The organism is Maribacter sp. MS6, assembly GCF_056839185.1.
The window spans coordinates 3,247,068-3,273,695 of record NZ_CM166389.1 but is presented as its reverse complement, the minus strand read 5'-3'; the positions used below and the strand labels follow the sequence as shown (position 1 = coordinate 3,273,695).

At 40.1% G+C, this 26,628-nt stretch carries 19 protein-coding genes; 11 read left to right on the top strand and 8 right to left on the bottom strand.

Annotated elements, in window-relative coordinates:
- Window positions 1–70: 70 nt before the first annotated feature.
- Window positions 71–940, top strand: coding sequence for a DUF808 domain-containing protein (locus tag MS6x_RS14330; protein ID WP_482603150.1), 870 nt, complete (start codon window positions 71–73; stop codon window positions 938–940).
- Window positions 941–996: 56 nt separating this feature from the next.
- Here MS6x_RS14330 and MS6x_RS14325 read toward each other — a convergent pair whose 3' ends face one another.
- Both MS6x_RS14325 and metK read right to left on the bottom strand, forming a co-directional pair.
- Window positions 997–2,934, bottom strand: a complete 1,938-nt coding sequence (locus MS6x_RS14325; protein ID WP_482603149.1) for a CocE/NonD family hydrolase — start codon at window positions 2,932–2,934, stop codon at window positions 997–999.
- Window positions 2,935–3,038: 104 nt separating this feature from the next.
- Window positions 3,039–4,295: a methionine adenosyltransferase gene (gene metK / locus MS6x_RS14320; protein WP_482603148.1), complete on the bottom strand. Its 1,257-nt coding sequence runs from the start codon at window positions 4,293–4,295 to the stop codon at window positions 3,039–3,041.
- Between the two features lie 397 nt (window positions 4,296–4,692).
- On the opposite strand from metK, the gene MS6x_RS14315 reads away from it, so the two are divergent.
- A complete protein-coding gene (locus MS6x_RS14315; RefSeq protein WP_482603147.1) occupies window positions 4,693–5,307 on the top strand; it encodes a deoxynucleoside kinase in 615 nt (204 codons plus the stop codon).
- A gap of 12 nt (window positions 5,308–5,319) precedes the next feature.
- On the opposite strand, the gene MS6x_RS14310 is transcribed toward MS6x_RS14315, so the two are convergent.
- On the bottom strand, window positions 5,320–6,321 hold the full coding sequence (locus MS6x_RS14310; protein ID WP_482603146.1) for an App1 family protein: 1,002 nt from the start codon (window positions 6,319–6,321) through the stop codon (window positions 5,320–5,322).
- 213 nt (window positions 6,322–6,534) lie between these two features.
- On the opposite strand from MS6x_RS14310, the gene MS6x_RS14305 reads away from it, so the two are divergent.
- The gene (locus MS6x_RS14305; protein WP_482603145.1) at window positions 6,535–7,236 is read left to right on the top strand and encodes an energy transducer TonB; all 702 of its coding nucleotides are present in this window, start codon (window positions 6,535–6,537) and stop codon (window positions 7,234–7,236) included.
- 230 nt (window positions 7,237–7,466) lie between these two features.
- On the opposite strand, the gene MS6x_RS14300 is transcribed toward MS6x_RS14305, so the two are convergent.
- From MS6x_RS14300 to MS6x_RS14285, 4 genes are all read right to left on the bottom strand, one after another.
- Complete coding sequence (locus tag MS6x_RS14300) at window positions 7,467–9,872, bottom strand: sodium-translocating pyrophosphatase (protein WP_482603144.1); 2,406 nt, start codon at window positions 9,870–9,872, stop codon at window positions 7,467–7,469.
- A 126-nt stretch (window positions 9,873–9,998) separates the two neighbouring features.
- On the bottom strand, window positions 9,999–10,526 hold the full coding sequence (locus tag MS6x_RS14295) for an inorganic diphosphatase (protein ID WP_482603143.1): 528 nt from the start codon (window positions 10,524–10,526) through the stop codon (window positions 9,999–10,001).
- Between the two features lie 76 nt (window positions 10,527–10,602).
- The gene (locus MS6x_RS14290; protein ID WP_482603142.1) at window positions 10,603–13,104 is read right to left on the bottom strand and encodes a DUF5686 family protein; all 2,502 of its coding nucleotides are present in this window, start codon (window positions 13,102–13,104) and stop codon (window positions 10,603–10,605) included.
- Window positions 13,105–13,207: 103 nt separating this feature from the next.
- On the bottom strand, window positions 13,208–14,185 hold the full coding sequence (locus MS6x_RS14285) for a pyruvate dehydrogenase complex E1 component subunit beta (protein ID WP_482603141.1): 978 nt from the start codon (window positions 14,183–14,185) through the stop codon (window positions 13,208–13,210).
- 176 nt (window positions 14,186–14,361) lie between these two features.
- Here MS6x_RS14285 and MS6x_RS14280 point away from each other — a divergent pair, with 176 nt between their 5' ends.
- The 6 genes from MS6x_RS14280 to MS6x_RS14255 all read left to right on the top strand — a co-directional run bounded on the left by MS6x_RS14280 (window position 14,362) and on the right by MS6x_RS14255 (window position 22,301).
- Complete coding sequence (locus MS6x_RS14280) at window positions 14,362–15,102, top strand: electron transfer flavoprotein subunit beta/FixA family protein (protein ID WP_482603140.1); 741 nt, start codon at window positions 14,362–14,364, stop codon at window positions 15,100–15,102.
- Between the two features lie 41 nt (window positions 15,103–15,143).
- Entirely contained in the window at window positions 15,144–16,112 is a 969-nt protein-coding gene (locus tag MS6x_RS14275; RefSeq protein WP_482603139.1) for an electron transfer flavoprotein subunit alpha/FixB family protein, read from the top strand.
- Window positions 16,113–16,198: 86 nt separating this feature from the next.
- A complete protein-coding gene (locus tag MS6x_RS14270; RefSeq protein ID WP_482603138.1) occupies window positions 16,199–16,831 on the top strand; it encodes a bifunctional nuclease family protein in 633 nt (210 codons plus the stop codon).
- A 16-nt stretch (window positions 16,832–16,847) separates the two neighbouring features.
- On the top strand, window positions 16,848–18,305 hold the full coding sequence (locus MS6x_RS14265; protein WP_482603137.1) for a NupC/NupG family nucleoside CNT transporter: 1,458 nt from the start codon (window positions 16,848–16,850) through the stop codon (window positions 18,303–18,305).
- Between the two features lie 175 nt (window positions 18,306–18,480).
- Entirely contained in the window at window positions 18,481–21,318 is a 2,838-nt protein-coding gene (locus MS6x_RS14260) for an alkaline phosphatase PhoX (RefSeq protein WP_482603136.1), read from the top strand.
- A gap of 158 nt (window positions 21,319–21,476) precedes the next feature.
- The gene (locus MS6x_RS14255; RefSeq protein ID WP_482603135.1) at window positions 21,477–22,301 is read left to right on the top strand and encodes a thymidylate synthase; all 825 of its coding nucleotides are present in this window, start codon (window positions 21,477–21,479) and stop codon (window positions 22,299–22,301) included.
- Window positions 22,302–22,415: 114 nt separating this feature from the next.
- On the opposite strand, the gene MS6x_RS14250 is transcribed toward MS6x_RS14255, so the two are convergent.
- Window positions 22,416–24,164: a hypothetical protein gene (locus tag MS6x_RS14250; protein ID WP_482603134.1), complete on the bottom strand. Its 1,749-nt coding sequence runs from the start codon at window positions 24,162–24,164 to the stop codon at window positions 22,416–22,418.
- A gap of 224 nt (window positions 24,165–24,388) precedes the next feature.
- Between MS6x_RS14250 and MS6x_RS14245 the strand changes: the two genes are divergently transcribed.
- Both MS6x_RS14245 and MS6x_RS14240 read left to right on the top strand, forming a co-directional pair.
- Window positions 24,389–25,093, top strand: a complete 705-nt coding sequence (locus MS6x_RS14245) for a response regulator transcription factor (RefSeq protein WP_482603133.1) — start codon at window positions 24,389–24,391, stop codon at window positions 25,091–25,093.
- Window positions 25,090–26,583, top strand: a complete 1,494-nt coding sequence (locus MS6x_RS14240) for a sensor histidine kinase (protein ID WP_482603132.1) — start codon at window positions 25,090–25,092, stop codon at window positions 26,581–26,583. The genes MS6x_RS14245 and MS6x_RS14240 overlap by 4 nt, the downstream gene beginning before the upstream one ends.
- Window positions 26,584–26,628: the final 45 nt, after the last annotated feature.

Here is a 26,628-nt window from a genome sequence, read left to right as displayed (position 1 = left end):
GCTTCACTTTTTTTCAATGGTACAGCTCCAATTACCGAATCTGTTTTAAAAACTATAAAAACATACACATATGGCTTCCGGATTTTTTGCAATTTTAGATGATGTTGCCGCGCTATTGGATGATGTCGCTGCTATGAGCAAAATTGCAACCAAAAAAACAGCCGGTATCCTTGGTGATGATTTAGCCGTAAATGCAGAAAAAGCATCTGGTTTTGTTTCCAAACGAGAACTCCCAGTACTTTGGGCAATTAGTAAAGGTTCTCTTCTTAACAAGATTATAATTCTTCCAATTGCGTTTTTACTCAGCGCTTTTTTACCCTGGGCGGTAACGTTAATACTTATTCTTGGAGGACTATATCTTGCCTTTGAAGGTGCAGAGAAAATATTTGAATTCTTTGTACCTCATGAACATGAAGCACTCCCGGAAGATTTAGAACCCCCTTCTAAAGAAGAAATTCTGGCCATGGAGAAGACAAAAATCAAATCTGCAATAGTAACAGATTTTATTTTGTCTATCGAAATTGTCATTATTGCATTGGGAACGGTTCTCAACGAACCGTTATCCAAACAAATTTTGGTTGTATCTGTGGTAGCACTGTTGGCCACCGTAGGCGTCTACGGTATTGTTGCCCTTATAGTCCGCATGGACGAATTTGGCCTTAGACTGATTAATCTTAATGACAAGAATAACAGCATTTCCGATGTTATAGGGAAATTTTTTGTTAATGCCCTTCCCAAAGTAATCAAGGCGCTTACCGTTATAGGTACGATAGCTTTACTACTTGTTTCCGGTGGAATATTTGTTCATAATCTGGACTTTCTACACGGCATTTTTCCAGCGATTCCTGGTATTATCGTTGAATTTTTCGTGGGGCTAATAGTTGGTTTCTTAGCCCTGCTATTATACAAGGGGGTAAAAAAGCTAATCGGTAAGAATTAAAAAATTGGTTTCCGAAACCCAGTCTTAACTTCTTAAATCTATGTTCTTTTCTTTATCTACTCCAACACTGTAAACTCCACCTTAGAATCTGTAAATACGGTGTGTTTTTGTGTCTTAAAATCTTCTTCATTAGCCTTAAAAATATTGTCCACATACGTCTGTGGATTCAAATCAATCAATGGAAACCAGGTACTTTGCACTTGCACTTGTAGTTTATGGCCTTTTTTAATCGTGTGAAATACGTCTTGTAACTTTATATTAACTTCCGTTTTTTCGTTGGCCACAAAGGGTTCCGGGTCGGAAAAACCATTACGGAACCTGCCGCGCATAACTTCGCTTCGCACCATTAAATGGTAGTTACTCATTCGTAAGTGAGGCTGCATTTCTTCATTGGTTTTAGCGTCTGCGGGGTGTACATCTATCACTTTTACAATCCAATCGGCAGCGGTTCCTGTAGTAGCTACTTTTAGTTTAGCCAGAATATCGCCAGCCAAAGTAAGGTCTTCTTCCATAATTGGAGTTTCAAAAACAAGTACGTCTGGGCGACGCGCCGCAAACCGTTGATCATCGGTCATATATTTACGCGGTGTAAAAACTGTTTTAACATCTTCAGAATACGGAACTGGCTTTTTAATATCGCTTATAAACTCAATTCCCGTGCTACTTTTTAGTTCGGTCGTTAATTCCTGATTATCGGAAAGATAAAAATCCATTTTACGAGTCCCGTTTGGTGGCCAAGCATCATATTCCTTCCATTCTTTTCGTCCAGAATCGTAGACATAGGCCTCTGGCAATCCACTGTTGGCATCTCCACTATCCTTTAAAAAGTGATTAAAAAATTTTGTCTCTATTTTTTCTTGAAAAAATTCAGAAATAGAATCCCCAAAATAGTAGTTCCCCACCAAATTTCTTCCATTTCGTCTTGCCCATCGGCCATGATCCCAAGGGCCAAAAACCATGGTATTGTAACTATTTCGATTCTTTTCTATGTTCTTATAGGTCTCAAGTGGGCCGTATAAATCTTCGGCATCGAACCAACCACCCACCACCATCGTGGCCACGTGGGACTTGCTTTTGTCCAGATGCTGAATCAATCCCCTACTTTGCCATAGTTCATCATAATTGGGATGTTCTTTTAGTTCGTTCCAGAAAAAATCATCGGTCATATCATCTGGCGCAATACTTACCTTATCTTTTAAATCATACTCAAAAAATGAATTTAGGTTCTTTAAAGGACCTTTATCCAAAAAGAATTGGTACTGATCTTCGGTCGGTAAGTCTGGCAGGGCATACCATGCCGTATCAACCGGTTGATCGCCATTTGGTCGTGGTGTACCAAATAGTGAAGTAGCTCTGAAATAACTTAGCATGTACGCGCCATTATGGTGAAAATCATCAAAGAAAAAATCTCCAATACTTGCTTGGGGCGAGGAAGCTTTTAGGGCTGGATGTGCATCTATGGTTGCATAGGTAGCATAATAGCCAGGATATGAAATACCCCAAACACCAACATTGCCATTATTATTTTCTACATTGTTTACCAGCCAATCTATGGTGTCATAGGTATCCGTACTTTCGTCAACATCTTGATTAGACGTTTTATTAGGAATGTATGCCCGCATGTTTTCATAATTTCCCTCGCTAAGCCATCTACCGCGCACATCTTGGTACACAACAATATTCCCTTCCTGCATTAAATGAATATTAGGGCCTATTTGCTTCTTAAAATTACCGATTCCATAAGGCGCTGAGCTATAAGGCGTACGTTGCATAATAATCGGATATTTTTTTGAAGTATCCTTAGGCGAATAAATGGTCGTATGCAGCGAAATCCCATCACGCATTTCTATTTCTACTTCCTGCTTATTGTAATTATCCGAGACATAAGTTTCAGAAACTTCAGCTTTTGCAACCTTTGTGGTTCTTGCACAGGAAAAAGAAATAAATACTATAGAAAAAAATACAATAACATACCGGAAAACCGACTTTGACATAGGATAAAATTTTATGTTCTAAAGCTAGTGAAGATTCCTAAATTAAAGAAATAAAAAAAGGAGCCCACAAGTGGACTCCTTTATGTATAGCATAGAAATTTTAATTATATTTCAAAGGCCTTTTTGACCTCGGCCACCTTGTCTAATTTCTCCCAGGTAAAAAGTTCCACTTCCTTTTCTACTCGGCCATTATATGGCGATTCAAACACCTTAGTCACGGTTTTTGGGGTTTTGCCCATATGGCCGTAAGCAGCAGTTTCCAAATAAATTGGATTTCTAAGCTTTAACCGTTCCTCAATAGCAAATGGGCGCATATCAAATATAGCTGCTACTTTTTTGGCAATAGCTCCGTCACTTAAATTTACATTGGAAGTACCGTAAGTGTCCACATAAATCGAGGTAGGTTCTACCACTCCGATAGCGTAACTAACTTGAACCAAGATTTCATCGGCTACACCTGCCGCAATTAAATTCTTTGCGGCATGCCTTGCCGCATAAGCTGCACTGCGGTCTACTTTACTTGGGTCTTTCCCACTAAAAGCCCCACCACCATGCGCTCCTTTTCCGCCGTAGGTATCTACAATTATTTTTCTGCCTGTAAGTCCGGTATCACCATGTGGGCCGCCAATAACAAATTTACCCGTTGGATTAATATGATAGGTTATTTGGTCATCAAAAAGGACCTGTATATTTTCTGGTAATTGGGCTTTTACCCTTGGAATTAGAATAGTGATAATATCCGACTTTATTTTTGCCAACATCTTTTCGTCATCGCTGTTAAAAGCATCGTGCTGTGTAGATACTACAATAGTATCTATGCGTTGGGGCACATTATCATCGGAATACTCAATGGTAACCTGGGCCTTGGCATCCGGCCTTAGGTAATTAATTTCGGTTCCTTCTCTTCTCAGTTCAGCTAATACATGTAACAATTTGTGCGATATATCGAGTGCCAACGGCATATAGTTTTCTGTCTCCTTTGTTGCATATCCAAACATCATTCCCTGATCACCTGCCCCTTGTTCTTCTTTGGAGCCACGATCTACACCTTGATTTATATCTTGGGACTGCTCGTGAATTAATGAAATGACTCCGCAAGAATCACCGCTAAACTGGTACTCGCCTTTGGTATACCCTATCATATTTATGACCTCCCTCGCAATGGTCTGCACGTCTAAATAGGTATCACTCTTGACCTCACCAGCCAGTACTACCTGGCCTGTTGTTACCAAGGTTTCACAAGCCACTTTGCTTTCTGGGTCAAAAGCCAAAAAATGATCTAAAAGAGCATCACTTATCTGATCCGCTACCTTATCCGGATGTCCTTCACTAACCGATTCCGATGTAAATAAATACGCCATTATAATATAAATATTTAGTTGTACGAAGGATTTGACGGGATAAAAAGTAGTGCACATTCCCAAAGGAAGACTCCAAATATAATTTTGGAATAAACTGCTTTAGCATTTTTAGCTGAAACTATTTCAGCTTCTCATTTTACTGAGTATTCGTTGCTGAATCACATTCAACGTTTGAGGTTGCAATCAGTCAAATCCTTCCTCATTATTAAGTGTCAAAAGTATAAAAATAGTTAGGTTCTAAAAATTATTCCCGTTCATTTTATATTGTTTAACGACATACAACCCAAGCTTCACTAAATAATTGTATTTCCTCCGTTATTTTTTCACAGACCTAAATTCCTTCGTATATTGCGCGGCACATCTTTCTTACAATACCTAACCATTAAACAGGACTCAAATGCACATTGCCGTTGCCGGAAATATAGGAGCAGGAAAAACTACCTTAACCAAATTATTGGCCAAACACTATAAATGGGAAGCGCATTTAGAAGAGGTGGTAGATAACCCCTACCTAGATGATTTTTACAATCAAATGGAACGTTGGAGTTTTAACCTACAAATTTATTTTTTAAATAGTAGGTACCGGCAAATATTACAGATACGAGAAAGTGGCAAAAGCGTTATCCAGGACCGCACCATTTACGAGGATGCACATATTTTTGCGCCGAATCTGCACGCCATGGGACTAATGACGAATAGGGATTTTAAAAATTATTCCAGTTTGTTCGAGTTAATGGAAAGTTTAGTGGAACCGCCAGAATTATTGATTTACCTAAGAAGCTCCATCCCTAATCTGGTTAAACAGATACATAAGCGTGGCAGAGATTATGAAAACACCATTTCAATAGATTATTTAAGTAGATTGAACGAACGTTACGAAGCTTGGGTACACGGTTACGAGAAGGGAAACCTACTAGTTATAGATGTGGATCAGCTTGATTTTGTGGACAATCCAGAAGATTTGGGTAACGTTATCAATAAAATAGATGCGGAGATACACGGATTGTTCTAGAAAAGCGAGTGATTAAATATACCCTTCCTCTTTTGCGTGCGCTATTGCTTCTTTAGTTTCTCGCACCAATAAAAACGGAATTTGGTCAAATCCTTGGAATAATTCGCTAACTCCTCTGTTTCTTTTAACGTCATTTACGCTTCTTAAATAAATAGCCTTAATTTGTTTTGGATATTCCATGGCAATAGCCTTATAAATAAGGCCATCCATTTCACCACTGTCCCCAATTAGGATAAAGCACAACTTAGGATACGTTTTTAATATATTCACAATCTCACGTTGCTTCTGTGGGACATGTTTTTTTCTATTTTTTACCGTAAAACTGGAAATACTCCGCAACAATATAGGTCCTTTCGGGAAATTATTTGTTTCAAGAAATAGTTCCAAATACCGATAAAGATTCCATGGACTATGGCTCACATAAAAAATAGGATTTGCACTATTACCGGACACACCTCTATGTAATTTATGATAAAAATCTGCCGTACCTGCCAAAGCGTCGCGACTAACGGCCCGTTTAAATATCGTATTTACTAGGACGCGCCATTTTAAGGAAGATACTACACCCGTGTGCAGTATTGTGTCGTCTATATCGCTTATGACGCCATAATCTGCATTATTGCCAGGAATAAGCATTTCACCTTTAAAACAATTGTTAGCATTAATACTACCGATGAGATTATCAGCTTCAAAAGAAACCTCAACAGGCAACCAACCATCGGCATCGGTGTATTTAGAAAGATGTTTTTCAGCTTTGGTCACCAAATAATAACCATTGTTATCTGTCCGCGTTTCTAGTGTAATCAGCTCCCCTGTCTTAATGTGAATCCGGGCCTTTTTTATTTCATCGGTCTCAAATCGCTTCCATGTATTTAACAACAGTGCAAAAATTCCTTTCTTCTCCAAATCAATACGTTCGTCCTCTAGTGCCCGTCCTCTCAGATGTAGTTTGTCGCTAGTTCCATAGCCTCGAAAACAAATAATCTGCAGTTTATCTTTTTGAAATAATCCCATAAAATAAAAATAGCATGTGTTTAATTATTTTTTATCTCTTTTAAGTAATTAAATAAACCGAAAAATAAAATGCCTTGGCCTACAATGGGTATCACTCACCCAAAACCCCCGTTCACTCATTTGCCATGTTATTGCGATATGATAATAGGTAGTTTGAAGTCCAATTAAATAGTTAAACCAGTTCGCCTCCGTGCAACATAACATCGTAATTCTATGAAACTTAAAAAAAACCTAAACAAAGATATCAACAAAAAAAGCGGTGTATATTTCGCTATCGGATTACTTACCGTGTTGCTTCTATCCTATGTGGCCTTGGAATGGAAAACCTACAAAAAACCAAATAACTACGCGCATGAACCAAGCACACCTGATGAGTTAATAGCAGAGGAACATATGGAAAAATTCGTTATGGAAAAACCAAAAATAAAACAAGTATTGCCTCCTGAGATTAAAATAGAAGACGATGATATTGAGATTGATGAAACTCCAATCCAATCTACAGAAGCGGACACGGAAACCGAAGTACTAGCTGCCGATGATATTGAAGTAATCGAAACAGAAATTGAACCCGACGTTACTTGGGTGACTATAGAAGAAGTACCGGTTTTCCCTGGTTGTGAAAATGAAACCGATAAGCGAACTTGCTTTGCAAAAATGATACAGCAGCATATTGGTAAAGTATTCCGTTATCCAGAACAAGAGCGAGAACTAGGCATTCAAGGACGAGTAAACGTCTTGTTCGATATAAAGAAGGATGGTACTATTGGAAACATACGCATGAGAGGACCAAACAACAACCTTGAAAATGAGGCGGCACGCATTATCGGGAAACTACCTAAAATGACACCTGGAAAACAACGTGATCAAAACGTGAAAGTATCATTTGCCATTCCAATCACATTCAAATTGCAGTAATGATGGCCAGCGTAATGAACAATCATGTACTAATTCTACACTTTTTAATTGTGCTCCGGATACCATTACTAGCGACCAATTAAGAAGTTAGCTCAATTGATATTTCAACTGCCCGCTCTATGACACCAGAGCCAATAGAAAACATACCTATTTGTTCTGATAAAAAACATCAAAAAAGCCCTCCATGCAATACATGAAGGGCTTTTATAAAACAAACACTAGACTTTACCTTAGTTCCGTTTTTCTTCTTTAGCAAGGTTTTCAATTTGAATCTCAACGTCTTTAGCATTAGTATTAAACGCGGCAATCTTAGCTTTAACTTCTTCTTCGGTCCCTTCAAAAATTTGTTCTGAAACAGCTGTTTCACCATTTTCAACAACCGTGGTAGTAACGATTGCCGTTGAAGTCCCATCCTCATTATTGCTCATGTTTACTTCAACACTTCGTTCTATTTGGGCAGAAACAACCTCGGTCGTATCTTTAGATTCATTATAAGCCGTCATGGTATCACTACTCATTGCTATACTTGGGGCAATAACCAAGGCAACTACCGACATCAATTTCAATAAGATATTTAATGAAGGTCCTGATGTATCCTTAAAAGGATCCCCTACAGTATCCCCAACTACCGCAGCTTTATGCGCATCAGTTCCTTTACGTCCATCGGACTCGATCATCTTCTTGGCGTTATCCCAAGCACCACCTGCGTTGGATTGGAAAATAGCCATGAGTACTCCGGCAGAAGTTACACCAGCCAATAATCCACCAAGCATTTCAGCTCCACCTATGAAGCCAACAGCAACAGGAACAACGATAGCCAAAAGACCAGGTAAAACCATTTCCCGAATAGATGCTTTCGTAGAAATATCTACACACTTATCATATTCGGCATACCCATCAGCAGCATCAAATATTTCTCTTTGTGCGGGGGTAGCTTTTGACATATCCGAATCTACCGCTCTCATTACTTCCAACGCCGCCTTCAGTTGTGGAATATCCCTAAACTGACGACGCACCTCTTCGATCATGGCCATGGCAGCACGTCCCACCGCATTCATAGACAAAGCGGAGAACACAAATGGAAGCATTGCTCCAACTAGTAGACCCGCCATAATCTTAGGTTGTGACACATCAATAGAACTTACATTTGCTACTTTCATAAAAGCCGAAAACAAAGCCAATGCCGTCAATGCTGCGGAAGCAATGGCAAAACCTTTACCTATTGCAGCAGTAGTATTACCTACAGCATCTAATTTATCTGTACGCTCTCGCACTTCCGGTTCACACTCCGCCATTTCAGCAATACCACCGGCATTATCCGAAATAGGTCCGTAAGCGTCAACCGCTAATTGAATTCCAGTGTTCGCCAACATACCTACCGCAGCAATGGCGATTCCGTATAAACCGGCAAAATGATGAGAAATTATTATTGCAGCCGCTATTAATAAAATAGGAATCATGGTAGACATCATACCTACGCCCAAACCAGCAATTATATTCGTTGCTGCACCAGTTTCCGATTGTTGCACAATCGAGTTTACCGGCTTAGTACCAGTACCCGTGTAGTACTCTGTAATTTTTCCAACACCTAAACCAGCAACAAGACCAGCGAGTGTTGCATAAAAAATACCCATTGCACCCATTGGCAGACCATCTATAGATTCTGGAATTAATGCAGTAATTATAAAGTAAGAAGCAATAACCATTAAACCTGCAGAGCCAAACTCACCAATATTCAAGGCTGTTTGTGGATTTCCGCCATCTTTTACTTTTACAAAGAAGGTTCCAATGATAGACATTATAATACCTACCGCAGCAAGAACCAAAGGAAGGTATACCGCTCCTAATCCAGCAAAATCTGGTGTAATAATAAATGCTCCCAACACCATGGTACCAATAATTGAACCTACATAAGACTCAAATAAATCTGCCCCCATACCGGCAACATCTCCAACATTATCACCTACGTTATCTGCTATTGTAGCAGGATTCAATGGGTGATCTTCTGGAATACCCGCTTCTACTTTACCTACTAAATCGGCACCGACATCGGCAGCCTTAGTATAAATACCACCACCAACTCTAGCAAAAAGTGCTATTGAAGATGCTCCTAAAGAGAACCCAGAAAGAACGTTTAACACTAAGCTTAGATTTTCTGCACCTGGCCATATAGATTGGTAGACCATGAACAAGACACTAAGTCCCAACACTCCTAAACCTACAACGCCCAATCCCATAACGGCCCCACCTGCAAAAGCTACTTCTAAAGCTTTTCCTAAAGAAGTTTTAGCTGCCTGAGTAGTTCTAACATTTGCTTTTGTAGCCACTTTCATACCTATAAAACCCGCTAAAGCAGAACAAATAGCTCCTACAATAAAGGAAACTGCCACCATGCCATGAGAGCCTACTTCATTACTTCCTTTAAAGAAAAGAAGAATCGCAACAGCTATAACAAAGATTGATAATATTTTATATTCAGCCTTTAAGAAAGACATTGCACCATCCGCAATATTCTTGGCTATTCGGGCCATTTTAGCGTCCCCTACTTCTTGCTTGGAAACCCACATGTTTTTCACAAACACAAAAAGCAGCGCTACGACTCCAAATACAGGTAATAATTGAATTACTAATTCCATTTTGTTTAGTTGTTTTTAGTTTTTTTTTAACGGGTGCTAAAGTAGTAAAATAGAATAGAATAAAAAAAGCCGCCTTTACATTAATACTATATTAATAGAGGCGGCTTTAAACTAAGAATCTGTATTTTAAATAGTGAAGGTACGCTTCTTTTTATGTTCGCTATCCTCGTAACGCTGAACACACTCGTGGTAGATTCTTATGGCGTCATCAACATTGCCCCAACCACCAACATCAACTTTCTTTTTTTCCAAGTCTTTATATACTTGAAAGAAGTGCTCAATTTCTTTTTTTCTATGTGGGTTTATATCATCTAAATCATTCTTCTGATTCCAAATAGGGTCGGAAACTGGAACGCAAATTATTTTTTCATCAGGCCCCTTTTCGTCCTCCATGTAAAAAACCCCTATTGGCTTTACCTCAACAACAACCATAGGGTATGTTGGTTCCGTACACAATATCAAAACATCCAAAGGATCTTTGTCCAAAGCCAAAGTCTCCGGGATAAAACCATAATCACCAGGATACATCATAGAAGAAAACAAAGTCCTATCAAACCTAATCTTATTCAGGGCGAAATCGTATTCGTACTTATTTCTACTTCCCTTTGGGATTTCAATCAATACATCAAACGTCACCTCGTTTTTTTCACTCATATCTTAACTATTTATTTAATCTTAACTAAAAATTTAACGGCTTTTAGCGTTCTAAATTGTTTCATTAACCAGAAGTTTAAAAGCTAAACCCAAAAGTACCTGTAACCCCAAAAGCCCGTGCATCAGGATTGTCCAAATAATTACCTCTAAAATTAAAATCAATCCTAAAAATTTTAAAGATATTACCCACACCTACGGAATACTCATAATAAATTCGTTCAGACGGTGCCCGTAAAGGCGTATTGATAGTCGCAGGCGAACTCAAAATTCTATTGGCATAGGACAACTCTCCCCATACACCCCTAAGTCCAACTATTTCCCTAAGGTTTAAGGCTCGCAAAAACGGAATCCTTGAAAACAGTCTTCCATTAAAATTATGTTCTAAATGCATCGAAGCATATGTATCCGTAACGAATTCATAAAAATCCAAATTTGGAAAAGTTCCGTAATTGGTAAAAAATGTTTGATTCCCAGGCACAACGCTTAATAACCCCAAGGGTACTTCTCCAAAAGTCTTTCCAAGCTCTACCGTGCTTCTTAACCTTCCAAATGCCCCAAGTTGCCAAGGTCTCGTATACGAAAACTGAAGTTTGGTGTAATTAAAGTCGCTATCCAAAAAACCATTAGTACCTTTTGTAAGGTTTAGCAACAATGTGCTGTACCGGTCTGTAATCTCCCTACGCTCCACACCATAACCAATAGACTGCTTTCCCGGGGTATAAATTAGTATGGTATTAAAATCTAACTGTCTTACTTTGGAGGAAATGCCTGTGGGAGATTCCGGATCCACATAATCAAGGCTAAAATCATTGGGCAACGCGGAACTCAAGGTTCTAAAGGTACTACCTACTTGTATTCTGAAATTTGTAATGGGCTCAATTTCAACATTGAACGCACTTAGATTAATGTTGGTTAATCTATTATTTTGGCCAACGGTCAACAAAGCCGAAGATGCAATGCTTCTTCCCAAAACATCATTGGTAGCCGTTAGGCTCACGCCCATTTGCTCAATATCCCTTCTAAAACCTCCGGAAACAATAAGCCTACTTGCCCCATCCAACAGAAACTTTCCAGAAATACCATGCTTTACTTTTTTATCCGTAAATCCATAGGCGGCATAACCCTCGATACGCCATGGGTCGTTTTGTCCAATGTAAGTCCTTGCCCCTAGACGAAGCCTGGGACCTTCGGCCTCATTAAAGCCCACTAGGTCATATACATTACCAATATCTAGGTTCCATTTGTCTATTTCAACATACCCAGATCCCAAAATACTTACGAGATTATAATAAGACTTGAATTTCGGTACCGTTTTTAAGGTATCCAAAAGCGTATAAATACCAGACTCGTCCTTGTTCAACTCTTCCAGCCGGTTCTTCTGCCAGAAGGCATCATCGGTAATCATCGCATCCGGATTTATAACATTTTTGGATTTCCTATAAAACTCTTTTGGTATGATTTTATTGAATTCATAGTTGTCATAAACGGTAGTACGTTTTCCGTACAAACCTCGCGACTCTTCCTTCTTTTGAAAACTAAAGTCACTCAACATATAGTCCCGTTTCAATAGAAATACAGAATCGTTAACAACATCAAAATCCTGTTCAATGTAAATTTCCTTTACCCAATTAATATTGGCACTTTTTGTCACTTGCAAATTAATGTTCTTAATGGCCCAAGTAGAATCATTGACCCAAAAATCACCCTTAAACGTAAGCTCGTTTTTTCTTCGCGGATAATAGACGATATTATAACACCATTTATTGTCAATATATGCACTATCTCGCAAGGCATAATTATAGGTGTCTACACCGGTTCTGGATAAGGGGCTTGTAAAACTTTTAGAGAAAAATTTAAGATAGTTATCATAAATGTCATAGCTCTGGTATAGATCTTTTACAAAGGCGATAATGGCCTGGTTATTTTCAAAACCCGAATTTTTATTTCCAAGAACTTCCTCTTTCTCTTCTTTTAATAGGTTATCACCTTTTATTTTGGAAAAAGTTTCATTTAAAAATATAGGTAAATAGGTCTTGCCTGTTATGCGTGATGTATCCAAGTCTTGAAAAACAAATTCCAATCCTCTAAAGACCTTGCTTTTAATTAAGGCGCTATCGATGGTATTCAAATCGAACTCTACCTTTTCATACTTATCAAAAGCATATTGATTGAATTGCCGAACCCCATTCTGCCGCTTTTTAGCCCATATTTTCTTAAGAATTTCTACCGCAGGGTTATTCTTTTTGGATTGGGTGCCTGAAATCAAGATTACTTCATTTAATTGTTCGGTCGCTTCTACCAAGGTTATCATCATGTCATAGTTGACCTTATTCTCCAATACAATCTCTTGATTTTCAAATCCGATAAACGAAACCAACAATATGTCATGCACATCATCAGATTCCATGTAAAATCTTCCGTTATCATTGGTAATGGTACCCTCTGTAGAATTTTTAAAAAGTATATTGGCAAAGGCTACAGGGTCTCCTGTCTCATCTACAACTATACCGCCCACCTTAGTCTGGGCGCTAACCCAAACCGAGCAGAAAAACAAAAAAAGAATATAGATGTGTCTCATTACTTAAGTTATCCGGGAACCTTGGAACAAATAGCATTCCAAACAAAAAAAGCTTCCTCGACCTTTGGTCGACGAAGCTAAGATACTTTACAAAAATAAAATCTTATTTGTACATTACTTTTTTAACCGCCTTCACTACATCCCCATGATTGGGCAACCACTCTTCCAATAACACGGGAGAATAAGGTGCTGGAGTGTCGGCCGTATTTATTTTGACTATCGGAGCGTCCAAATAATCAAATGCGTGTGCCTGTACATGGTAGGTAATTTCGGTAGCTACGTTACCAAATGGCCAAGCCTCTTCCAAAATCACTAAACGATTCGTCTTTTTTACCGATTTGAGTACGGCTTCATAATCCAAAGGCTTAATAGTCCGTAAATCAATAATCTCACAGCTAATACCTTCTTTTTCTAACTCATCGGCAGCTTTATCTGCATCCTTGATAATTTTTCCAAAGGATACGATAGTAACATCTGAACCTTCCCTTCGGATATCGGCAACACCTATGGGTATTGTGTACTCTCCTTCAGGAACTTCACCCTTATCTCCGTACATCTGTTCAGACTCCATAAAAATAACTGGATCATCGTCACGGATGGCGGCTTTCAATAATCCTTTAGCATCGGCAGGATTGGAAGGCACAATAACCTTTAACCCAGGACAATTGGCATACCAGCTTTCGAATGCCTGAGAGTGTGTAGCTCCCAGCTGGCCTGCAGAGGCGGTAGGACCCCTAAACACTATGGGACAAGGAAACTGTCCGCCTGACATCTGACGTATCTTAGCGGCATTGTTCACAATTTGATCTATACCTACCATGGCAAAGTTAAAGGTCATAAACTCAATGATAGGTCTATTACCTGTCATTGTAGAGCCCACGCCTATTCCTGCAAAACCTAGTTCCGATATTGGCGTATCTATAACGCGCTTTGCTCCAAATTCGTCCAACATTCCCTTTGAGGCCTTGTAAGCTCCATTATATTCTGCAACTTCCTCGCCCATGAGGTAAATGGACTCATCTCTGCGCATTTCCTCGGACATTGCCTCGGCAATAGCTTCTCTAAACTGTAAGGTTTTCATTTGCTTAAATTTTAAACGCTTTAAGGTTCCCCTTAAAAGGAGACAAAAATAGCAAATAATATATCAAACTATCACTCGAGGGAATCAAAAAAACTTATAAAATTTACTATGCATGCATAGTAAATTTGAAAATTAATGGTTATCTTCGTGCTTCTGATTTTAAATGTATTTTACAAATGAAAATATTAGTCTGTATAAGTAATGTCCCCGACACTACATCAAAAATAAACTTCACCGACGGTGGTACAAAATTCGACACCAACGGCGTTCAATTTGTTATAAATCCAAACGACGAATTTGGATTAACGAGGGCCATGTGGTTTAAGGAAAAACAAGGTGCTTCGGTTCATGTGGCAACGGTTGGAGGCCCAAGCGTGGAACCTACGATGAGAAAAGCACTTGCGATTGGTGCGGATGAGGCCATCAGAATAAATACAGAACCGGTTGATGGATTTTTTGTGGCACAACAACTTGCGGAAGTAATTAAAAGCGGCGGTTATGATTTGGTGATTTGTGGCAGGGAATCTATAGACTATAATGGAGGTATGGTTCCAGGGATGATTGCTACTTTCCTAGACATGAGCTTCGTAAATACCTGTGTAAGCTTAGAAATAGAAGGTACTACAGCAACAGCTATACGCGAAATAGATGGCGGAAAAGAAACTCTTAGTACTACCCTGCCCTTGGTTATAGGCGGTCAAAAAGGACTTGTTGAGGAAAGCGATTTACGTATCCCGAACATGCGCGGCATCATGCAAGCGCGCCAGAAAAAGTTAAGTGTTGTAGAGCCTGTCTCCACAACAAAAACAACAGAAGATGTATCTTTTGACAAACCAGCACCCAAAGGAGCGGTAAAACTTGTAGATACCGTAGACGAATTGGTTAATCTGCTTCATAACGAAGCAAAAGCAATTTAATCGAACATCGATTTTAGATTCACCCTAAAAAATTAAAAAACATGTCAGTATTAGTATATACAGAATCCGAAAACGGAAAATTTAAAAAAAGTGCTTTTGAAGTAGCTTCCTACGCAACCGAAGTTGCCAAGCAGTTGGGAACTACCGCAACTGCAGTTTCTTTTAATGCAACCGAAAATGAAGTATTGGGAGATTATGGAATTGCCAAAGTACTGCATATAGCAGACGATTCCCTAAAAACATTTAATGCAAAAGCATATGCCCAAGCGATGACGCAGGCAGCCAAACAGGAATCGGCAACTACGGTAATCGTAAGCTCTAGCGCAGACACAAAGTATATGGCGCCGTTATTGGCAGCATTATTAAACGCGGGATACGTACCTAATGTGGTTGCAGCTCCTGAATCTACGGCACCTTTTACTGTGAAACGTACTGCTTTTAGTAACAAAGGATTTGCACACACCCAAATACATACAGACCATAAAGTGATTGGCGTATCCAACAACGCATTTGGCGTAATTGAAAATAAAACAACTATCGTTGTGGAAGACTTTTCCGTTACTACGGACGATGCTACCTTCGCAACAAAATCGGTAGAAATCGATAAGGTGATCGGCAAGGCCACCATTGCCGATGCAGATATCGTGGTCTCAGCAGGAAGGGGACTTAAGGGTCCTGAAAACTGGGGAATGATAGAAGAGTTGGCCGACGTTCTTGGTGCAGCTACAGCTTGCTCAAAACCGGTTTCGGATTTAGGTTGGAGACCTCATGGAGAACATGTTGGACAAACCGGCAAACCTGTAGCAAGTAATTTATACATCGCCATTGGAATTTCCGGAGCCATTCAGCATTTGGCAGGTGTGAGTTCTTCAAAAACAAAAGTGGTTATCAATACAGACCCGGAAGCACCGTTTTTTAAGGCGGCTGATTATGGAATCGTAGGCGATGCATTTGAAGTAGTACCGCAATTGATAGAAAAATTAAAGGATTTTAAAGCCCAAAACGCTTAATTTTTGTTAATTTGTGCCCGCAAAGGGCTGTTCAAATAGTTGGCGACCCAAGTATCTGAACAGCCTTTTTTTTTATTAAAAAAATTATGAGTCTAGTCCGTTTAAAAATAAAAGGGATTTCATATAGCCAAACACAAAATGGCGCTTATGCCCTTATATTGAATGAAGTTGAAGGAGATCGTAAATTACCTATTGTAATCGGTGCTTTTGAGGCGCAATCTATTGCCATTGCCTTAGAGAAAGAAATAAAACCACCACGACCCTTGACTCATGATCTTTTTAAAAACTTCTCGGATCGTTTTGATATTGTTATCAAGCAAGTAATCATCCACAAACTGGTAGATGGCGTTTTTTATTCCAGTATCATTTGCGAGCGCGATGGCATAGAGGAAATTATTGACGCACGTACAAGTGACGCTATTGCGCTAGCTTTGCGGTTTAACGCACCCATATTTACCTATAAGAACATATTGGACAAAGCAGGTATTTTTCTAAAGTTCTCGTCAAAAGAGAAAGAGTCCGATGAAACTAGCGGAGATAGTATCATGGTAGACGAAATCCTTCAAGAAGGAGAAACAGTCCACATACAATCAGGAGCCTCCGACGGCTATACCGAGCTTTCTATTGACGAACTGGAGAAAGAACTGACAAAAGCAGTTGCAAACGAAGATTACGAAAAGGCAGCCAAACTAAGGGACGAAATATCCAAGCGGAATTAAAATTAAATCCCTTCACATGAAGAAAAGTACCTGGTTACTGTATCTTTTTATATTTTTTTCCTTTACACTTATAGCACAAACTCCAGGTTTTAACGAGACTGCCGAAACCGTTTTGGACACAACGACCATCAACGACGTATCCGCAAACAATACGGATGTAATACCGAATGAAGGATTTTCCGTTAACAGCCTTTGGCGTGGTATACTCGGAATGATATCACTCCTAATCTTGGCTTTTCTGTTCAGTTCAAATCGTAAGGCGATCAACTGGAGAACAGTTGGCGTGGGCCTTTCCCTACAGCTTATTATCGCTATTGGTGTATTAAAAGTCCCGTTTATTCAATTGATTTTTGAGCAAATAGGAAAAATTTTTGTGAGTATTTTAGAATTTACAAGAGCAGGAAGTAAGTTTTTGTTCGAAGGACTTGTGGTTGACACCGGTACTTTTGGTTATATTTTTGCCTTTCAGGTTTTGCCCACCATTATTTTCTTTTCAGCACTTACCTCCTTATTATTTTATTTGGGCGTGATACAGAAAGTAGTAAAAGCATTAGCTTGGCTATTGTCCAAAAGTTTGGGTATTTCGGGAGCAAAAAGTTTAAGCGTTGCCGGAAACATATTTTTAGGTCAGACCGAAGCCCCATTGTTAATAAAGGCCTATTTAGAAAAGATGACCAAATCTGAAATTCTTCTCGTAATGGTCGGTGGCATGGCAACGGTCGCTGGAGCTGTTCTGGCAGCATATATCGGGTTTCTAGGAGGAGAGGACGAAGCGCTCCAGCTCCTTTTCGCCAAGCACCTTTTAGCAGCTTCGGTGATGGCAGCTCCAGGAGCAATTGTCATCTCTAAGATGTTATATCCACAAACGGAAGCCGTAAATACAGACGTAAGTGTTTCCTCAGAAAAAATAGGCTCTAATATTCTGGATGCCATTGCCAATGGTACGACAGAAGGCTTAAAACTTGCCGTTAATGTTGGCGCCATGCTATTGGTCTTTGTCGCCATTATTGCGATGATCAACGGTATATTGGAATGGACTGGAGACTTAACCAACCTCAACGAATGGATTGCCGAAAACACATCGTATCAACGGTTTTCATTGGAAGCGATTTTGGGGACTGTCTTTGCGCCCCTCATGTGGCTAATCGGCGTAGCCAAAGAAGACGTAATGCTTATGGGACAGCTACTGGGCATAAAATTAGCTGCAAGTGAATTTGTAGGGTACATCCAACTGGCGGAATTAAAGGATATGGCTAGTTTACCACATTTAAAATATAACAAGTCCATTATCATGGCAACCTATATGCTTTGTGGCTTTGCCAACTTTGCATCCATAGGCATTCAGATTGGCGGAATTGGTTCTTTAGCACCAGGGCAACGAAAAACCCTATCCGAATTTGGCATGAAAGCCGTTTTAGGAGGTTCGTTGGCCTCTTTATTGTCTGCCACTATAGCTGGGATGATTTTGGGCTAATTATTAGTTATATAGGTATTATTTTATTGTTTGTCGTCGAATGGAAACGTTAAACTAATAATCAATCCTTTAAACGGTGTTTTATTAACTCCCATTTTAAAATACCTATTTTACAATTTCCCCATTTCAATTTCTAAAAAGAGCCTTTATATAGCTCACTCAACTCAAACCAGATATGAAAATCCGGCACTTCCTATGTTTCTTTTACAGCTCGTTTTTGTTTGGACAGAATATTGGGGATTTTCAATCTGTAATACCAACCAGCAGAACGACTGAATTTACGATTCCGGACTCACATACGTTTCAAAAAATAATATCCCATGGCGACCCATTGACCGAGGGCGGTTTTCTAATGGGCAATAACGATTTTACAGGATACGTACCCATAAATGGAAGCAGCACAAATGGGTATCTTAGTATTAACGCCGAAACACTGCCTGGAGGAGTTTCGGTATTGGATATTAACTACAATAGCAACACAAAATTATGGGTCACTACCCTATCCAAAGCGGTAGATTTTAACGCTTTTGGAGGCACGGCTGCGAACTGCTCGGGAACAGTAACACCATGGAATACCATTATTAGTTGTGAAGAGTATACCTCAAAAGATTTACTTGCCAGCAATAGTGTAACGGAACTAGATCGCAATAATGATGGTTATGACGATTTAGGGTGGGCAGTTGAAATAGATCCCGTAACAAAAACAGTCATTGATAAGCGCTGGGCAATGGGGAATTTCAAACATGAAAATGCAGCCATACATCCAAATCATAGAACCGTTTACCAAGGGACAGACAACTATACAGGCTTTGGATATTTATATAAGTTTGTGGCAGACGTAGCACAAGACCTTAGCGGTGGGAAACTCTTTGTGTACACAGGTCCAAAAAATGGTAATGGCAATTGGGTTCTTTTGAATAACACCACAAAAGAAGAAAGAAATTCCACCAAAGCTCAAAGCACCGCTGTAGGTGCTACGGATTTTATTGGTATTGAAGATGTTGAAATCGGTCCAGATGGAGACATCTATTTTGCAGTTAAGAGCGAAGACCGAGTGTACAGGTTTCAAGATTCCGACCCTATAACAGGCACTTCTGTTATGAATATGGAAACTTTTGTTGGCAACACAAGCTATCCCATTACGCATGAAAACGGGAGTACAAATCTAAATTGGGGCTATGGCAATGACAATTTAGCTTTTGATTTAGACGGAAACCTTTGGGTTTTACAGGATGGTGATGAACATTATATTTGGGTAGTTAAAAATGGACACTCCCAAGTGAACCCTAAGGTAGAATTATTTGGTATTGTTCCTGATGGGGCAGAACCAACTGGAATCACATTTTCTCCGGACAATCGATTTCTTTTCATGTCGATTCAACACCCGAATAGCGCAAATGGAGCTACAACCCAGACCGATGCCGCAGGGATTGAAGTTGGGTTTGGAAAATCGACCACAATTGTCATTGCATTAAAAGAAAATCTAGGAGCAAGTTCTGAGCAAGTCTGGTACTTGGATGCCGATGGGGACGGATACGCCATTTCTCCTACGGTTACTAGTATAAGTAGTCCAGGACCAGGATACACAACGACCGTCCTTCCTTTAACAGACTGTGACGATACCGATGCCGATGTTTTCCAAGTCTCCACATGGTACCTGGATGCCGACGGGGACGGCTATGCCGTATTGCCCACGGTGGAAAGCTGTAACAGTCCGGGAACCGGATATACCGATACAGCAATACCAACGACCGATTGTGACGATACAAATGCCGAGGTCTTCCAAGTCTCCACATGGTACCTGGATGCCGACGGGGACGGCTATGCCGTATTGCCCACGGTGGAAAGCTGTACCAGTCCGGGAACCGGATATACCGATACAGCAATACCAACGACCGATTGTGACGATACAGATGCCGAGGTCTTCCAAGTCTCCACATGGTACCTGGATGCCGACGGGGACGGCTATGCCGCATTGCCCACGGTGGAAAGCTGTACCAGTCCCGGAACCGGATATACCGATACAACATTACCAACGACCGATTGTGACGATACCGATGCCGATATTTTCCAAGTCTCCACATGGTACCTGGATGCCGACGGGGACGGCTATGCCGTATTGCCCACGGTGGAAAGCTGTAACAGTCCGGGAACCGGATATACCGATACAGCAATACCAACGACCGATTGTGACGATACAGATGCCGAGGTCTTCCAAGTCTCCACATGGTACCTGGATGCCGACGGGGACGGCTATGCCGTATTGCCCACGGTGGAAAGCTGTAACAGCCCCGGAACCGGATATAACAATACAGCAATACCAACGACCGATTGTGACGATACCGATGCCGAAGTTTTCGAAGTCTCCACTTGGTACCTGGATGGCGACGGGGACGGCTATGCCATATTGCCCACGGTGGAAAGCTGTACCAGTCCCGGAACCGGATATACCAATACAGCATTACCAACGACCGATTGTGACGATACAGATGCCGAAGTTTTCCAAGTCTCCACATGGTACCTGGATGCCGACGGGGACGGCTATGCCGTATTGCCCACGGTGGAAAGCTGTAACAGCCCCGGAACCGGATATAACAATACAGCAATACCAACGACCGATTGTGACGATACAGATGCAGAATTAAATCCTGAAACACTTTGGTATCTGGATGCAAATAATGACGGGACCGCAGATAACATGGAATTTATTGTTTCATGTGAGCAACCGGGAGTTGGTTATACTTTGGCACAGTTGACTCCTTTTTCCAATGACATTAAAATTACACTATATCCTAATCCTACAAGTAAAAGCCTAGCTATAGATTTAGGCAAGCTGCTGAACCAAGTAGATATTAGCCTGGTAAATTCTTCTGGACAGTTACTTAGGAACATGTTTTATACGAATAGTCGTATTATCGATATTGACGTTTCAACCTTTGCCACCGGTTTATATTATGTAGCAATCAGTAGTGAAGGAAAAATCATAGGCTATCAAAAAATCAGCAAAAATTAATAAAAAACATTGGTTAATAAATTTTGATAACCGTTTGACAATTCCGAGCCTATAGTCCCTCTAAAATTCTATTTTTACAGCAACGAAATAGAAATCCTAACATTGATTTGGAGCATTAGCTTTTATGCTTTTCATTAACTATAGGCCAACTTATATACATGAAACAGTACCACGATTTATTACAACATGTTTTAACAGAGGGAAATCAAAAAGGAGACAGAACGGGTACTGGTACCAAAAGTGTTTTTGGATACCAGATGCGATTTGATCTCAGTAAAGGTTTTCCTATGGTCACCACCAAAAAATTACATTTAAAATCCATCGTTTATGAACTACTGTGGTTCTTAAAAGGAGATACAAATATTAAATACCTTAAAGAAAATGGTGTGCGCATCTGGAATGATTGGGCTGATGAAAACGGAGACCTAGGTCCTGTATACGGAAAGCAATGGCGCAATTGGAACGATGACGAGATAGACCAGATTAAAGAAGTGGTACATTCCTTAAAAACCAACCCAAATAGCAGAAGGATGCTGGTCTCGGCCTGGAACCCCAGTGTTTTGCCGGATACCTCAAAATCCTTTGCAGAAAATGTAGCGAATAACAAAGCGGCATTACCGCCATGCCATGCATTTTTTCAGTTTTATGTCGCGGATGGCAAATTGAGTTGTCAACTATACCAACGAAGCGCGGACATCTTTTTAGGCGTTCCCTTTAATATAGCATCCTATGCATTATTTACGATGATGATGGCCCAGGTATGTGGTTATAAGCCAGGAGACTTTATTCACACGTTTGGAGACGCGCATATCTACGACAACCACATGGAACAAGTAGAATTACAGCTATCACGAGAGTTGAGGCCCTTACCAAAAATGAGTATCAACCCGGATGTAAAGGATATTTTTGATTTCAAATTTGAAGATTTTACGCTAACGGATTATAATCCGCATCCACATATTAAAGGTGCTGTAGCGGTTTAAAGGTTCTTAAATACCTCCCTTCAATTTGATCCGAAAAATAAAAGCCCAAACTTGCGTTTGGGCTTTTTCGTGGTAAAACTAAACATTAAACTAAATTCTTCCTCATAGCAATTTTTAGTCGCCAAGTCTAGTTACCATGATAAAATTTGAGAGGTCAAAGAATCCGTCCAAATCACTTGCATTTTGTCCGGCGACCAAGCCCGTTAATCCATCCTCATAGGTTAAGTGCCAAATGTAACAAACCCCGATACCGGCTCCGTCAAAATCCACTCCCTCAACGGCCTCCAATGTAGGTGGAAGTCCTAATATATTGCCTGCATCATCGGTAATTACATAGGTCTGATTCGTACCATTTAAATTAGACGCATCCAACATGATGCCATTGACCATATCTGGTGTGCCATCCATTGTAAACGTATAAGGCCCGCCGGATAAAGTTCCAGCCTCCAACGGATTTCTGGTTACCGTAATTGGATTGGACAAACCATAAAACCCTTCAAAATCCGCTACATTGTTCCCGGCTGCCAGGCCTGTCAATCCTTCTTCATAGGTCAAGTGCCATATCAAACAAACACCTGCTCCTGCTCCGTCAAAATCTACGCTTTCAACATTTGAAAGCATCGGAGGAAGACCAAGGATATTGTTTTGATCATCCGTAATAACCCATGTTTGTGTTGTACCTGTTAAACTTGTATCGTCCAAAGAAATTCCGCTTACCATATCTGGCATACCGTCCACGATAAATTCATAAGGTCCACCCGAAATCACACCTGCGTTCAAGCCATTTCTAGTAACCGTAATGGAATTGGACAAGGCAAAAAATCCATCTAAATTTCCGGCATTACCACCTGCCTCTAATCCTACTATTCCCTCTTCATAAGTGATATGCCATATTAAACAAACACCAACCCCGGCACCATCAAAATCTACGCCTTGCGCAGCGGCTAATGTTGGCGGTAAACCTAAAATGTTCAAATCTGCATCGGTAATTACAAAACCAGTATTCGTTCCATTGACCATACTATTGTCCAAGGCCAAGTCTGTGGCCATGTCAGGAGTACCGTCTACCGTAAAATCGTATGGACCTCCAGACAAAACACCTCCGTTTAGACCATTTCGTTGTACCTCTATGAAATTGGATAGACTAAAGCTTCCCATTAGGTCATCCAAATTTCCACCAGCCTCCAAACCATCTAAACTTCCGCTGTAGGTAAGGTGATAAATGTAACAAGAACCAACTCCGGCACCGTCAAAATCTACTCCCTCAACCGCCATCAATGTGGGTGGTAGCCCCAAGATATTTTTAGAATCGTCCGTAATCACAAAAGTCTGTGTATCTCCGTTCAATGCCGAATCGTCCAAGGTAATGCCTGTTACCATATCAGGTTGGCCGTCTACTAAAAATTGAAAAGGACCGCCCGATAGCGCACCCGCATTTAAGCCATCCCGGACAACAACAATAAAGTTGGACAATGCAAAAACACCGGCTAAATTATCAAGGTTGGCTCCCTGCTCCAATCCCGCCAGACCTTCTTCATAGGTAATATGGTAAATATAGCAAGAACCGATACCGGCACCATCAAAATCAACACCTTCTACTGCCGATAATGTTGGAGGCAAGCCCAGTATATTTTTTTCGTCATCGGTAATTACATAGTTCTGAAAACTTCCTGTTAACGCCGAACCATCCAAGCTTATTCCACTGACCATATCTGGCTGACCATCCACGGCAAAGGAATAAGGGCCGCCGGAAAGCGTTCCGGCATTCAATACAAGTGGCGTTGCATCGGTGTCATCATCCGCGCAACCCCAGAAAATAGCTGTTGCAATAAACAACATCATAATCGTTTTTAAATTTTTCATTGTTCTAAGTATTTTGATTTGATACAAAGAAACCATGAGGCTGTAACAGAAGTATCACACAAAAATCATATTTCTTTACCGTCTGATTATCAGTGAATTATAAAATTAATTAGTTGGTCGATGTTAGAAATTCCTCCTTTTACGACTGAATGCTAACGGATTAGCGCCATTATCTAAACGGATCGTGAACTTTTCGTGATAGTTAACCCTTTATTTCGTACTATATGAGAACAGTATTAATAATTGAGGACGATGTAGAGATCGTTCATTTACTGGAAATACACCTAAAAGATCTAAATTGCGCAGTTCACGCTGCGAACCGTGGTGATGCTGGTTTAACGAAAGCCATTGAACTAATTCCCGACCTTATTATACTTGATATTATGTTACCAGGTATAGACGGTATCGCCGTTTGTCAAAAGATAAGGGCCCATAATATTAAGTCGCCCATCATTATGCTGACAGCAAAAGCAGAAGAAATCGATAAAGTACTAGGACTGGAAATCGGTGCCGATGATTACTTAACGAAACCCTTCAGCGTACGAGAATTCATAGCTAGGGTAAAAGCTGTTTTCCGACGGGAAGAAATGGTGACGACGAGCAAACAGACACTAGAGAATAAAAACGCCAGCCGATTCGGAAATTTGTCCATAGATATAGATATGCGTAAGGTTTTGGTAAACGGAACTAAGGTAGATCTCTCCCCAAAGGAATTTGAACTATTAGTTCTACTCTCCTCAAACCCGGGTAAGAGTTACGACCGTTCCAAATTATTAAATTTGATTTGGGGCTATGAGTTCAAAGGCTACGAACATACCGTAAATTCTCATATTAACAGGTTACGTGCAAAAATAGAACCCGATATGAGCCATCCTACCTATATTCTGACCACCTGGGGTGTTGGTTATAAATTCAATGAAGAACTATGAACACATCAATACTATCCAATAAACTAATTAAAAAATTGGTTTTCTCCTTTCTGGCCATTCTCGTTTTGGCGGGCTTAGGATATACTATAGCGACTATTTATTTATCCAACAATTATTTTTATGAGACCACACAAAGGTTACATGCCAATCTAGCCCAAGATTTAATAGACGAGAAGTTTGTAAACCAAAGCCCAATTGATAGTACTGGCGCCATTAACAAAGCATTGTTCGGTGATATAATGCACGATATGATGGCCGTGAACAGAGCGATTGAAGTATATCTTTTGGATTTAAACGGTAGCGTACAATATTCCGTTGTCTTAGACCATGATGCACCAGAAACGAATCAGAAAATCATAAATACCGAACCTATAGAACGTTTTATAGCGGCCAAAGGTAAGGGCTACTTTCTTGGCGATGATCCAAAGAATGTGGAAAACCAACAAGTTTTCTCCGTCGCCAAATTTCAAAAAGGCGAAGCAGCAGGATATATCTACATCATCTTGGCAGGTCAGGATTATTTGAATACTAGGGACCTGCTTTTTGGTAGCTATGCCCTAAAACTAGGATTAGGCACCTTATTGGTCACTTTAGTCTTTGCTGCTATTTTAGGCATACTGTCAGTCTGGTATCTGACCAAGAACTTAAGGGAATTAGTGTTTGCCGCAAAGCGATTTGAACAAGGCGATTTAAACTACCGAATCGAGAATGCTGAAAAAAGTGACTTAGCAGGCGTAACGACCACCTTCAACCAAATGGCAGATACCATATTGACCGATATGGAGAAAATCAAATCGTTGGAAAAACTGCGGCAGGAACTCATAGCCAATATTTCCCATGACCTTAGAACACCACTGGCCATTATTCAAGGGTATATAGAAACCCTACAAATGAAAGATAACGAATTGACCAGCAAACAAAGATCTGATTATTTAAAAACCATAAATTCCAGTGGGGAAAAGTTATCCAAACTAATCGCACAACTTTTCGAATATTCGAAGTTGGAAGCCAATCAAATTGAACCTCAAAAGGAACCCTTTCTCATAAGCGAACTTGCGAATGACGTACACAGAAATTATCAGGTACTCGCCAAACAAAAGAATATTTCTTTAAAGCTGGACATGCAGCAGGCCGCACCTTTGGTATTTGCAGATATTTCCCTAGTAGAACGAGCTGTTCAAAACCTTTTGGACAATGCATTAAAATTTACCCCAGAAAACGGCGAAGTTATTTTGAGTATCGTACCTAAGGAAAACAGTGTTGAAATCACTATAAAAGATTCAGGGCCGGGAATTCTGCTGGAGAATCAAGCTTTAATCTTTGAGCGGTATAGACAAACGAAGACTGGACAACAAAAAGAGGGCGCGGGACTTGGATTGGCCATTGTTAAAAAAATCATGGAGTTGCATAATTCCAGTATTAAAGTACGGAGCAAACCTAATGAAGGAACAGCTTTTGTTTTTAGTCTGCCAATTCATAACATGGCGTAAAACCTTTAAAAAAGCAAAGAATATTCTTTATCTTTAGAAGAAAAT